Source organism: Burkholderia sp. LFS061 (assembly GCF_047978125.1).
Classification (GTDB): Bacteria; Pseudomonadota; Gammaproteobacteria; order Burkholderiales; family Burkholderiaceae; genus Burkholderia; species Burkholderia pyrrocinia_C.
In genome coordinates, this window is the sequence record NZ_JBFPFS010000007.1 from 67808 (window position 1) to 80652 (window position 12845).

Here is a 12845-nt window from a genome sequence, read left to right on the forward strand (position 1 = left end):
TTCGTGTTACGCGGCTTTGGTTTTAAAAATACTATGGATACCTTATTGATCTACCCGGAGCGGCATCCCCGCCCCGTCTTTTTTTGTCAGTTGCTTCCCGTCATCCAGTCACGCAACGCAGGCACGGTCGCTTCGATGTGCTCCCGCACTACTGCCTCGAGCGCGGACGGATCACCGCATCGGATCGCGTCGACCAGCGCCATGTGGTCGTCGCGCGATGTCTTCGGCTTGTACGCCAACTCGAGCCATAACCGCATGTGCGGTTCCACCATGGTGTGCAGCGCCGCAATCTGTGTAATCAGGCGCTGCTGACCGCATAACCGGCACAGATACTCGTGAAAGCTGCGATGCGCGGTCACCCACTGCTGGCCGTCCGGTTCGGCGCGCTCCATTGCGTCGATCAGCCGCGTCAGCTCGTCGATGTGTTCCGGCGCGATCTTCGGCAGCGCCATGCGTGCTGCAAGGCCTTCCAGCACGCCGCGCATGCCGAATACCACCTCCATCTCGTCGACGTCGAGCCCCCGCACCACTGCGCCGCGATTCGGCCGGATCACGACCAAGCCTTCGCTTGCGAGCCGACGGAACGCTTCCCTCACCGGCATGCGACTCGTATCGATCTCGGCGGCGATGTCCTCGGGAATCAGGCGATCACCCGCTTTGTACGTTCCCATTCGAATGCGGTAGAGCACATACGCGTAGGCTTCCTCCTCGGCCGTGGCCGGAAATTGCGGATGCAGCGGTGGCGTGCGTGTGTCCATGTTCAAAGAATGACCTCTTATCAGCCCTCGGGATCGGCGACGAAGCGCTCGCACGCCGGATTCGCATGCGAATGGCTCACGGCTCCTTGCTCGCCTACATTTGAAAGCAAAAAGTAATAGTGGATATTTGTATCTACGGATGCACTATACGTCGCCATAAATAATGTCGAATATGGGTTAACCCTCGTAGTCGAAACCGGTCGCCGCGCGCCCGAAAACAAAACGCCTGACGCCGGGAATCGGTCGTCAGGCGTGTCTGATCGCGGATGCGCTGCGGCTGATCGCGGTGGTTGACGAAGGCGGCAAGCCGTGGGGGCGACCGAACTGTCGCGCTACCCGGCGACCGCAATCGGACACCGTCCTCCCATCGGGAAAGCGGGGTCCGATGGACCGCGCAGAAGGCCCTTCAAAACCGGATGGCATCAATGTGCCAGAGCGGCGTTTCTGCATGCCCGCTCGACGAACGGCAGGCGCGAATGAACGATGTAACGGACGAATGCGCAAGATCGTCAAGACCCGCGACCAATTCCCGAACGACGAAGAACGCCGTCATAACCAGACGGTAAACCGCGTTCCCGTCGCGAGACTGCTCACCGTCAACCGCCAGTTGTGCGCCGACGCAATTTCCTTGCATATCGCCAACCCAAGGCCCGCGCCGTCGTGCCTGGTATCGGGCGCGCGCCAGAATCGCTTGAACAGAAACGGAAGATGATCCTTCGGGATGCCGCGGCCTTCGTCGCGAACCTCGATCGAGGCGTCGTCGATCGTCAACGACACGATGCTGTTGGCGGGCGACGCATGGATCGCGTTTTCGACGATATTCTTGAGCAGGATGAACAGTGCGCCCTTGTCCGCCCAGATCGGCGGCGATGCGCGACGCTCCTCGATCCGCAGCGTCACCTGCTTTCCATCTGCCTGACGGGCCAGATACTCGACGACATCCTGCATGACATCGATGGTGCGGACTTCGCCGAAATCGAAATTCTGCGCCTCGCTGACTTCGGCAAGATGCAGTAGCTGCCGAACCTGTCGCGACATCAGATCGATTTCGCGAAACAGCAGATCTTTTCCTGTGATCTCCGGCTGCAACTCGATCTGGCCGCGGATCAACGTCAGCGGCGTTCGAAGTTCATGCGCGGCAGCCGCAAGAAATTCCTGCTGGACCCTGAAACCGTTCTCCAGCCGTTCAAGCGCGTCGTTGAATGCGTCGATCAACGGCTTGATCTCGCTCGGAACGCCACTGGCCGAAAGGCGCGTCTTGAGCCGGTGCGGCGTTATCCGCGCGGCCGCCCCGGACGCATCTCGCAACGGCTTGAGCACCCGATAGATCGTAAGCGGCAGCACCAGGCCGGAAATAATGAATATAACGAAGAAAATGACCTTGACCGTGGCCGGAATCGACTTGACTTTCGAACCGACCAGCGCGTTCAGGAAACGTTCGCTGGTTGCGGTCTGCACATAGAGCACGGAGCGCCCCCGCAGAACCCGCCGCGTCGCGACGAAGAACAGCTTTCCGTCGATATTCAGGTAAGCTATCTTTCCGACGGCTGCAGCCGGATCGTCTATCGGCCATTGACCGGCTGTCTTTGCTCCGATCGACGCAAGCAGGACTCGACCTTGCCCATCCAGCACACGGTATTTGAGTTCCGCGGGCACGAGATCGAACCCGCCCCCTTCGTCACGATCGGGAAGATCGACGGAATAGGGGCGATCGACATCGTTGAACCTGAGTCCATTGATTACCCTGTCGACGTTCTCCGTCAGCTCGTGGTAACCCAGCGTCTGCTCCGGATAGCGGTCGAATACGTAGATAACCAGACCGGCAATCGCCGTCAGGCTGATTGCAAGGGCAACGACCGTCGTCGCCCACAGTCGCGCCGACAGACTTCGAATCCAGTGATTGAGCATGACGTCCCCATATTGGAACGGGTGTGAAATGCCGTAGCCGAGCGAAGCGTCGCTCACCGAGCATCTTTGTCGGATGCGCCGCCGGGCGAAGCGATCCGGCCAATCCTTCCGCTCACACGCACGAGCCTGCCACTCGCGTCCGGGCAGAACGCACCCTCGTGCACGTATCGTCGTCGCCACCTCTCACGCATCGCGTCTCGTCCCACCCCAAGACGCCTCCGGCGAGCGTGCTCGAGTGCGGAACGCTCCGCTACCGTTGCGGCGGCCCGGAGACTTCCTCGACGGCGAATCCCACGCCGCGAAGGTTCGTCAGGCGTGTCCTTGTGTCGATCGACGCCAGTTTTTTACGCAACCGGTGCACGGTCACTTCCAGTGCATTCGGTGTTACGGCTTCGGCAAGCCCCCAGGCGGCATGCTCGAGCGCCGCATGCCGCACCGTTCGGCCGGCCGCTTCGATCAGGCAAAGCATGATCTGCAGTTCAGCGGGCGCAAGCTGAACCGACCGCGCGCCGCAGCGCATCTCACGTTGCAGCGGATCCACTGCAATGTCCGCGAATGACGCGACAAGCGCGGTCAGCGCCGCTGGCCGACGCATCAGCGTGCGCACCCGCGCAACCAGCTCGCTCATTTCAAACGGCTTGGTCACGTAGTCGTCCGCGCCGCTTTCGAGCCCGTCGACACGATCGTGCAAAGCATCGCGCGCCGTCAGCATGAGGCATGGCGTCATCCGACCGGCCGCGCGCAACGCGCGCAGAAAGGACAGCCCGTCGCCGTCCGGAAGGCTACGATCGATGATCAACACCGCGTAGTCGAGCTGGCGCACGCCGTAGGTCGCTCCGGAGATGTTGCGAAACTGATCGGCTTCGATGCCCACTCGCATGAGGGCCTGGCTCACCATGTCGGCAAGGCGTGCATGGTCCTCGACAATCGCAACTCGCGACATGACGTTGCACTCACTTGAATTGGTACAGGTAGCCGACCCGGATCTCCGGGATGAACCGCTTGCCGACCAGAGGACTATCCGTGAGACCGCTGCCAAGATGCGACACGCCAACGTCCAACAGGAGGCGTTGATGCTTCGCGAAGTTGTAATCGACACGCGTTCCCAACGAAGTCTTCCAGGTTGCCGTGCCGGTGTACGCCGGACGTCCGGGGCGCACCTCGGCGGGGCGCACGCCGTAATAGTAATCGACGTATTTGCCGCTCAACCAGTCCACGCCCACATGCGGAGCGATCGAGAAATCTCCGACATCAAAAGACTTGCTGTAGTCCAGGCTCGCACGCTGCCCCTTGTTTCCGCCCGCCAGATAGTCTCCCGAAAGCGTGCCGAATGCGGTATGTAAAGCAAGCGCGGGACCGTACCAGAATGCACCATGTCGGTCTTCCATGCCATTCAGGATTGGTGCATCGGACTGCTTGTAACCATCGCCGAGCGAAAACTTTCCGCGCAGCGCAACGCTTATACCACTCCAGTTCCCGATCTTCACGTCGATCGCGGTACCGAAAACATGTACCCACTTATCGTCGAAGTAGACCAGCGGGAGCGGCTCGACTTTCGAGCCGTATCCCTTGTATGGCGATTCCCCGATGCCGACGCCCGCACCAAGACCCCAGTGGGTCACGTTCGCCGCATTGTTCAGGATCGCAAGACCGGAACGCTGCGCATCGATATGGTCGGCGTCGCCTTCTTCCGCCCACGCCGGCCCGGAAATGAGCGCGAACCATGCAGCAGTCAGCAATATACGGCGAACAGGCAACGGATTTTTTATCACGATCGATCCCAGGAAGTCGGTGGACAAAGCGGAACCGACTTTATGGGAACCCGACTTACCGGTTACTTACCGTTCAAGAGTTCACTGCGTTGCAGCGCGCGCAGCGTCGATGATGCGATGGCCGCCGAGGCCAGTCGGGCCTACGATTTGTCGCCCTCCGACATCGAGCCCGACGGCACGCACATTGCTAATCACGACGGCATCCACCGGCCCCCCGGACATCGACGTGACGAGCAAATCAGGTGAAATTCACATCGGCATTTCAGGCTGGCGCTACGGCGGCTGGCGCGGCACCTTCTATCCGAAAGGGCTGAAGCAGGCCGCCGAGCTGCAGTACGCATCGAACCGGATGCAGACCATCGAAATCAACGGTACGCACTACAGCCTGCAATCGCTCGACAACTGGCAGCACTGGTACGACGAAACGCCGCCGGATTTTACGTTCAGCGTGAAGGGTTCACGCTACCTGACCCACATGCTGCGCTTTCGCGGCGAAACGGCGACGGTTGCATGCGCGAACTTTTTCGCGCAGGGGCTCCTCGCGCTGAGGGACAAGCTCGGGCCGATCCTCTGGCAGTTTCCGCCGTCGCTGCGGTTCGACCCCGAGCACATGGAGCACTTCCTGGGCCTGCTGCCGACCGACACGGCAGCCGCGCTCGCTCTCGCGCAACAGCACGATCGCAAGGTCAGGACGCCGTATCTGCGGATCGACCGCAAGCGCAAGCTGCGTCACGCAGTCGAAGTGCGTCACGCGAGCTTCGTGGATCCGGCGTTCGTAAAGCTGCTGCGCCGCCACCGCGTGGCGCTCGTCGTGTCGGATTCGACCGAGCCATGGCCGCGGTTCGAAGACCTGAGCGCGGGCTTCGTCTACATGCGGCTGCACGGTACCGAAACGAAGTATTCCGGCGAATACTCCGATGCGGCACTCGAACACTGGGCGCGCAGAATCGAGTCGTGGAGCCGCGGCGAACAGCCCGCCGATGCCCGTCTCGCCGCACCGGAGCTGCCTGCGCCGCGCGCGCGAACACGCGACGTGTATTGCTACTTCGACAACGACGCAAAAACGAACGCACCGTTCGACGCCCGGCGTTTGATGGAGCGCCTCGGTCTGCGTGCGCACGAAGCGGCGGCCGGATAAAACGGCATGCCGCGCGGCAGCAGTCTGCACGATGTAACCGAACCGCAAGGAGAGGAACGATGACCCTGCTTATCTACCTGGTCGGATGGATCATTTTCATCGGCGGCGTGGCATGGGGACTGGTGACGCTGCACGTGTCCCAGCACATCGTCGAGATCGTCGCCGTCATTCTGTTCGGCATCGCGGTGATCACGGGCGCGACGCGCGCCCGCAACCGCGACCGGACGTAGCGCGCCCCGCGTCACCGCCGGTTCGACCGCGACACCACGTCGATCCACACCGCCAGCACCAGCACCGCGCCCTTGACGATCATCTGCCAGTACGCGTCGACGTCCAGCATCGACATGCCGTTGTCGAGGCTCGCCATCACGAGCGCGCCGATCAGCGCGCCGTAGACGGTGCCCGACCCGCCGCGCATCGACGTGCCGCCGATGAAGCATGCGGCGATCGCGTCGAGTTCGCCCATCGAGCCCGCGGACGGCGAGCCGGCCGCGAGCCGCGCGGTGTTGACGATGCCCGCGAACGCGCACATCAGCCCCATCAGCGCGAAGATCGCGAGCTTCACGCGATCGGTATCGACGCCCGACAGCCGCGTCGCCTCGAGATTCGAGCCGACCGCGTAGATGCGCCGGCCGAACACGGTCTGCGTCACGATCCACGAGAAGATGCCGAGCAGCGCGAGCAGCAGCAGCACCGGCACCGGAATGCCGCCGTAGCGGTCGAGCGTCGCGACGAACGCGAGCAGCACCGCGCCCGCGCCCGCGATCTTCACGACGTCCTGCCACAGCGGCGCGACCGCGAGCCGGTAGCGGCGCCGCGTGCCGCGCTGCCGCACGACCAGCAGCACGACGAGCGCGAACAGCAGCAGCGCGAGGCCGTCCCCCGCCACGCGCGGCAGGTAGCCCTGCCCGAGGAACACGAAGCCGTCCGACACGGGCGCGATCGTCGAGCCGCCCGTCACGCCGAGCAGGATCCCGCGAAACGCGAGCATCCCGCCCAGCCCGACGATGAACGACGGCACGCGCCGGTAGGTCGACCACCAGCCGTTGAAGAGCCCGATCAGCACGCCGAGCGCGAGCACGGCCGGCACCGTCGCGGCGACCGGCCAGTGGCGGTTCACGTCGAGGATCGCCGCGACGCCGCCGAGCAGCCCGAGCAGCGAACCGACCGACAGGTCGATCTCGCCCGCGATGATCACGAACACCATCCCGCACGCGAGCATGCCGGTGATCGACATCTGCCGCAGCAGGTTCGACACGTTGCGCGGCGTGACGAACGCGCCGTCGGTCAGCACCGAGAAGAACGCCCAGATCGCGACGACCGCGAACAGCAGCGCGAGGATCTTGTAGCGCACGAAGACCTGGCGAAGCGGACGGCCAGTTGAACGGCCGCGCGCGTCGGCGTCCGGCGCCGCCGGAGGAGAGGAGGAAAGTTCGGAATTCATGTCGCACTCGCTGCAATGGGTTCGGTCGGACGCCGCGCGGGCTTCAGCGCGGCGCCGAGGATCTGTTCCTGCGTGAGGCCGTCGTTGACGAAATCGCCGCGCAGCTCGCCTTCGCCGATCACCAGCACGCGGTCGGCAAGCCCGAGCACCTCAGGCATTTCCGACGACACGACGATCAGCGCGACGCCGCGCTTCGCCAGCGCAAAAATCAGCCGGTAGATCTCGGCCTTCGCGCCCACGTCGACGCCGCGCGTCGGCTCGTCGAGGATCAGCACCTGCGGCTCGGCCAGCAGCATCTTGGCGAGCACGGCCTTCTGCTGGTTGCCGCCGGACAGGCTCGAGATCGGCAGGAACGGATGCGCGGCGCGCACCGACAGCCGCTGCATCTCGGTGCGGATCGCGTCCAGCTCCGCGGCCGCGTCGATCCGCCCGCGCGCCGCGAAGCGTCGCAGCACCGTCAGCGTGATGTTGTGGCCGACGCCGAGCTGCGGCACGATGCCGTGGCGCTTGCGATCCTCGGGCACCATCGCGATGCCGGCGCGGATCGCGTCAGCGGGCGAGCGGATCGCGAGCGGCCGGCCGTTCATCAGCACGGTCGCCGTGCACGCGCCCGGATACGCGCCGAAGATCGCCTGCATCAACTCGGTGCGGCCCGCGCCGACGAGCCCGGCGACGCCGAGAATCTCGCCGCGCCGCACGCTGAACGACACGTCGTCGACCCGCTTGCGGCGCGTGTTCGTCACGTCGCGACAGGTCACGTGGCGCGCTTCCAGCACGACGTCGCCGATTTCGTGCGGCTCGCGCGGATACAGGTCGCGGATCTCGCGGCCGACCATCATCGAAATGATCCGGTCGGTCGTCAGCGTACGCATCGGCTCGGTCGCGACATGGCGGCCGTCGCGGATCACGGACACCGTGTCGCACACGGCCTCGACCTCGTCGAGCTTGTGCGAGATATACACGCACGCGACGCCGCGGCGCTTCAGGTCGCGCACGATGTCGAGCAGGATGCGCGTTTCGGAAGCGCTCAGCGACGACGAAGGCTCGTCTAGGATCAGCAGCTTTGCGCGCTTGTTCAGCGCCTTCGCGATCTCGATCAGCTGCTGGTGTCCGCCGCCGTAGTTCATCACCGGCTGCGCGACGTTGATCGAATCGATCCGCAGCTCGTGCAGCAGCGCCTCGGCACGCTGGACCATCGCCGCGTAGTGCATGCGGCCGCCCGGCAGCGTGATCTCGTTGCCGAGGAAGATGTTCTCGGCCACCGACAGTTCGGGCACGAGCATCAGCTCCTGGTGGATGATCACGATGCCCGCGCGCTCGGTGTCGCGCACGCCGGACGCGATTAGCGGCGCGCCTTCCCAGCGGATCTCGCCGTCCCACGTGCCGTGCGGATAAACACCCGACAGCACCTTCATCAGTGTCGATTTGCCCGCGCCGTTCTCGCCGCACAGCCCCACGCACTCGCCCGGCCGCACCGTCAGGTCGATGCCGTCGAGCGCCTTCACGCCGTCGAAATCCTTGACGATGCCGCGCATCGTCAGCAAGGGTTCGGTCATTCGCTCATGCCTCGCAGTATGCGCGCGGACGCACCGGTGGGCCGTCCGCGCGCCGCGCCGTTACTGGCTCGCCAGCTGCGCCTGGGTATAGAAGCCGTCCTTCACGACGATGTCGACGTTGCGCTTGGTCAGCAGCGTCGGCTGCAGCAGCACCGTGTCGACCTTCTTCTTGCCGTTGTCGTATTGCGCGTTGAAGGCAGGCTTCGCGCCCTTCGCGAGATCCACCGCGAGCTTCGCCGCTTCGCTCGCGATCAGCTTGAGCGGCTTGTAGACGGTCATCGTCTGCGTGCCGGCGATCACCCGCTTGACCGCGGCGAGGTCCGCATCCTGCCCGGACACCGGCACCTTGCCGGCCAGATGCTGCGCGGCGAGTGCCTGGATCGCGCCGCCCGCGGTGCCGTCGTTCGACGCGACGATCGCGTCGATCTTGTTGTTGTTCGCGGTCAGCGCATCCTCGACGATCCGCAGCGCGGTCGACGCGCTCCACTCGGGCACCCATTGCTGGCCGACGATCTTGATGTCGCCGCGATCGATCGCCGGCTTCAGCACCTTCAGTTGTCCTTCGCGCAGCATCTTCGCGTTGTTGTCGGTCGGCGCGCCGCCGAGCAGGAAATAGTTGCCCTTCGGCTTCGCATCGTAGACGCCCTGCGCCTGCAGCTCGCCGACCTTCTGGTTGTCGAACGAGATATACGCATCGACGTCGGCGTCGAGAATCAGCCGGTCGTACGACACCACCTTGATGCCCGCCTTGCGCGCTTCGGCGACGACGTTGCCGAGCGTCTTCGAATTGAACGGCACGATCACGATCACATCCACACCGCGCGAGATCAGGTTCTCGATCTGCGAGATCTGCCGCGCCTCGCTCGCGTCCGCGGACTGCACGGACACCTTCGCGCCGAGCTGCGTGGCGGCGGCCACGAAATAGTCGCGGTCGCGCGACCAGCGCTCGACGCGCAGGTCGTCGATGCAGAAGCCGATTTCCGGCTTGTCCTTGCTCGCATGCGCGAGCGGTGCGCCAAGCGTGAGAACCGCCAACGTGGCGGCGCCTGCCAGCGCACTCAATACGGTACGACGCGTTACGGATTTCATGTCTCCAACTCCTCTCTTTATTGGACAACCCCACGAACGCCGGGCGGCCGCCGAAGCGCGCTGCCCTTTGTCTGGCCACTACACGGCGCGGCGTTATGCGGTATGACCCGCGCCTGCCGAAAACACCGGTTCGAGCGCGCGATACAGCGCGCGAAACGTCGGCCGCCGCGCGTCGCGATACCACGCGTGGCGCGCCATGTCGGGCTCGCGCACGGCCACCACCGGCGGCTGCGGGCACACCGCGTCGAGCGGCGCATCCGGTTCGAGCGCGAGATGCGCGAGCCGCGCGGCGCCGAGCGCCGGGCCGACTTCGCCGCCCGCGCGCAACGTCAACGCGCGGCCGCTCAGGTCGGCGAGCATCTGCGTCCAGTACGCGCTTCGCGAGCCGCCGCCGATCACCGTGATGCCGTCGGGCGCGAGCCCGGCCGCATGCAGCGCGTCGATCCCGTCGAGCAGCGCGAAGCCGACGCCCTCGAGTGTCGCGTTCGCGAGATCCGCGCGCTGCGTGTCGGGCGTCAGCCCGTAGAACACGCCCTTCGCATTCACGTCGTTGTGCGGCGTGCGCTCGCCGCTCAGATAAGGCAGGAACCACGGGCGGTCCGCGCGCGCGTTCGTCTCGGCGTCGGCGAGCAGCGCGGCAACGCCGTCGTAGCCGGCCAGCTGCGCGGTGAAATCGATGCAGCCGGCCGCATTCAGCATCACCGACATCAGGTGCCAGGTATGCGGCAATGCATGACAGAAGCTGTGGACCGCCGATTCGGGATTCGCGCGGAACCCATCCGACACCGCGAAATAAACGCCCGACGTGCCGAGCGACAGCAGCGCATCGCCGGGCTGCACGATGCCGACGCCCACCGCGCCGGCCGCGTTGTCGCCGCCGCCCGCGACGACCGGGATCTCGCGCAGCCCCAGCGTGCGCGCGACGGCCGGCAGCAGCGTGCCGGTGATGCGGTTGCCCTCGAACACGGCGGGCATCTGCTCGCGCGACAGCCCGCACGCGGCGAGCAGCGTGTCGTCGTAATCGCGCTTGGCGACATCGAGCCACAGCGTGCCGGCGGCATCCGACGGATCGGTCGCGAACACGCCGGTCAGCCGGTAGCGCAGATAATCCTTCGGCAGCAGAACGTGCGCGATCCGCGCGAACACGTCCGGCTCGTGCCGGCGCACCCACAGCAGCTTCGGCGCGGTGAAGCCCGGCATCGCGAGGTTGCCGGCGACGGCGCGCAGCGCGGGCGCGAGCCGCTCGAGCTCCGCGCATTCGGCATCGGCGCGGCCGTCGTTCCACAGGATCGCGGGGCGCAGCACGTCGCCGTGCGCATCGAGCAGCGTCGCGCCATGCATCTGCCCGGTCAGGCCAAGCGCGCCGATGTCGTGCGGATCGATGCCGGCCGCACGCGCGTCGGCGACGAGCGCCGCCAGCGCGCCGCATGCCCCATCCCACCAGTCGAGCGGCGCCTGTTCGGACCAGCGCGGCCGCGGCCGGCTCACCGACAGCGGCCGGCTCGCGCTGGCCCGCACCGCACCGTCGCGGTCGAGCAGCACGGCCTTCACGCCCGACGTGCCAAGATCGAGTCCGATGTACATGACGTCAGCGCAGCCCGTAGATCGCCTGGTTCACGATGTTCTCGAGCCGTTCCTGCGCGCCGCTCGCATGCCGCGGGTTCACGCCGCGCGCGAGCGCGTCGGCGGCGAGCGACTCCAGCGTGTAGCCGCCCGACAGGATCTCGCGGCCGAACGCGCTGTCCCACTGCGCGTAGCGCTGCCGGCGGAGTGAGTCGAGCCGGTCGTTGCCGACCAGCACGGCCGCGCGCTCGAGCGCAAGCGCGAGCACGTCGATCGCACCGACATGGCCGTAGAACAGGTCTTCCGGATCGACGCTCTGGCGCCGCACCTTCGCGTCGAAGTTCATGCCGCCGGTGGTAAAGCCGCCGTGGCGCAGGATCTCGTAGAACGCGAGCGTCAGCTCCTCGACGCTGTTCGGGAACTGGTCGGTGTCCCAGCCGTTCTGCGGATCGCCGCGATTCGCGTCGACGCTGCCGAACACGCCGAGCGCAAATGCGTTCGCGATCTCGTGATGGAACGAATGGCCGGCGAGCGTCGCATGGTTTGCCTCGATATTCACGCGGATTTCGTTCTGCAATCCGTATTGCGTGAGGAAACCGTGCACCGTCGCGACGTCGTAGTCGTACTGGTGCTTCGTCGGCTCCTGCGGCTTGGGCTCGATCAGCAGCGCCCCGTTGAAGCCGATCCGGTGCTTGTGTTCGACGACCATTGACAGGAAGCGGGCGAACTGCTCGCGCTCGCGCACGAGATCGGTATTGAGCAGCGTCTCGTACCCTTCACGGCCGCCCCACAGCACGTAGTTCTCGCCGCCGAGCCGATGCGTCGCGTCGAGCGCATGGCGCACCTGGGTGGCCGCCCACGCGAACACGTCGGGGTTCGGGTTGGTCGCCGCGCCCGCCGCGAAGCGCGGATGCGAAAACAGGTTCGCGGTGCCCCACAGCAGCCGGACGCCCGTCGCCTGCTGACGCTCGCCCAGGTAGTCGGTCATCCGCGCGAAGTTCTCGACGTACTCGTGCAGGCTGTCGCCCTCCGGCGACACGTCGGTGTCGTGGAACGTATAGAACGGCGTTCCGAGCTTCGTGAAGAACTCGAACGCCGCATCCGCCTTCTGGCGCGCGCGCTCGAGCGGGTCGCCCGGCTGCTGCCATGGCCGCCGGAACGCGCCCTGGCCGAAGATGTCGTGGCCCGTCCACACGAACGTGTGCCAGTAGCACACCGCGATCCGCAGGTGCTCCTCGAGCGTCTTGCCGAGCACCCGCTTCGTGCGGTCGTAATAGCGGTATGCAAGCGGGTTGTCCGACTGCGGACCTTCGTAGCGAATCGCGGGAATATGTTCGAAATACGACATGGCGTCTCCGTCCGGTTTCTTGTTGCAGTGCGGCGTGCATCGCGTTGGCGTGCGGGCCGAATTCGATCTGGCTGGATCGTGCCCGCGCGCCCCCTCGCCCGCAATTGCGAAATTGCGCAGCACGCTTAACGTTTCTTGCCAGCGCGCTGCGCACGGCACGCGTTCCGTCCTACAATCGCCGGACACCAGACAGATCAGACAGCCGCGCGGCGTTGCCCGCGCGCCCGGAGACAACGGCGCGACGCCCCGGACGGCGCGCGCTTCGAGAC

General features: G+C 65.5%; 11 protein-coding genes. 2 read left to right on the forward strand and 9 right to left on the reverse strand.

Annotation, left to right across the window (positions count from 1 at the left end; all coding sequences use genetic code 11):
* Positions 1-86: 86 nt before the first annotated feature.
* The 4 genes from ACNQQL_RS08595 to ACNQQL_RS08610 all read right to left on the reverse strand — a co-directional run bounded on the left by ACNQQL_RS08595 (position 87) and on the right by ACNQQL_RS08610 (position 4465).
* Complete coding sequence (locus ACNQQL_RS08595) at positions 87-758, reverse strand: GntR family transcriptional regulator (RefSeq protein WP_347063840.1); 672 nt, start codon at positions 756-758, stop codon at positions 87-89.
* Positions 759-1307: 549 nt separating this feature from the next.
* Positions 1308-2723, reverse strand: a complete 1416-nt coding sequence (locus ACNQQL_RS08600) for a sensor histidine kinase (protein ID WP_347063841.1) — start codon at positions 2721-2723, stop codon at positions 1308-1310.
* Positions 2724-2916: 193 nt separating this feature from the next.
* Positions 2917-3609 (reverse strand): response regulator transcription factor, encoded by a 693-nt coding sequence (locus ACNQQL_RS08605; protein WP_204421053.1) that lies wholly within the window; start codon positions 3607-3609, stop codon positions 2917-2919.
* 10 nt (positions 3610-3619) lie between these two features.
* Positions 3620-4465, reverse strand: coding sequence for a MipA/OmpV family protein (locus tag ACNQQL_RS08610; RefSeq protein ID WP_239483155.1), 846 nt, complete (start codon positions 4463-4465; stop codon positions 3620-3622).
* A gap of 199 nt (positions 4466-4664) precedes the next feature.
* Here ACNQQL_RS08610 and ACNQQL_RS08615 point away from each other — a divergent pair, with 199 nt between their 5' ends.
* Together ACNQQL_RS08615 and ACNQQL_RS08620 are read left to right on the forward strand one after the other, a co-directional pair.
* Positions 4665-5576 carry a DUF72 domain-containing protein gene (locus tag ACNQQL_RS08615; protein WP_347063842.1) on the forward strand — a complete coding sequence of 304 codons (912 nt, stop codon included), beginning with the start codon at positions 4665-4667 and terminating at the stop codon, positions 5574-5576.
* 59 nt (positions 5577-5635) lie between these two features.
* Positions 5636-5806, forward strand: coding sequence for a hypothetical protein (locus ACNQQL_RS08620; protein ID WP_175963431.1), 171 nt, complete (start codon positions 5636-5638; stop codon positions 5804-5806).
* An 11-nt stretch (positions 5807-5817) separates the two neighbouring features.
* Here the strand turns inward: ACNQQL_RS08620 and ACNQQL_RS08625 are convergent, their stop codons facing one another.
* The 5 genes from ACNQQL_RS08625 to xylA form a co-directional block, all read right to left on the reverse strand.
* Positions 5818-7020 carry a sugar ABC transporter permease gene (locus ACNQQL_RS08625; RefSeq protein WP_347063843.1) on the reverse strand — a complete coding sequence of 401 codons (1203 nt, stop codon included), beginning with the start codon at positions 7018-7020 and terminating at the stop codon, positions 5818-5820.
* A complete protein-coding gene (gene xylG, locus ACNQQL_RS08630; RefSeq protein ID WP_347063844.1) occupies positions 7017-8576 on the reverse strand; it encodes a D-xylose ABC transporter ATP-binding protein in 1560 nt (519 codons plus the stop codon). The genes ACNQQL_RS08625 and xylG overlap by 4 nt, the downstream gene beginning before the upstream one ends.
* Positions 8577-8636: 60 nt before the next feature.
* On the reverse strand, positions 8637-9665 hold the full coding sequence (gene xylF, locus ACNQQL_RS08635; RefSeq protein ID WP_347063845.1) for a D-xylose ABC transporter substrate-binding protein: 1029 nt from the start codon (positions 9663-9665) through the stop codon (positions 8637-8639).
* A 93-nt stretch (positions 9666-9758) separates the two neighbouring features.
* A complete protein-coding gene (gene xylB / locus ACNQQL_RS08640) occupies positions 9759-11249 on the reverse strand; it encodes a xylulokinase (RefSeq protein ID WP_347063846.1) in 1491 nt (496 codons plus the stop codon).
* Between the two features lie 4 nt (positions 11250-11253).
* Complete coding sequence (gene xylA / locus ACNQQL_RS08645; RefSeq protein WP_347063847.1) at positions 11254-12576, reverse strand: xylose isomerase; 1323 nt, start codon at positions 12574-12576, stop codon at positions 11254-11256.
* Positions 12577-12845 lie beyond the last annotated feature (269 nt).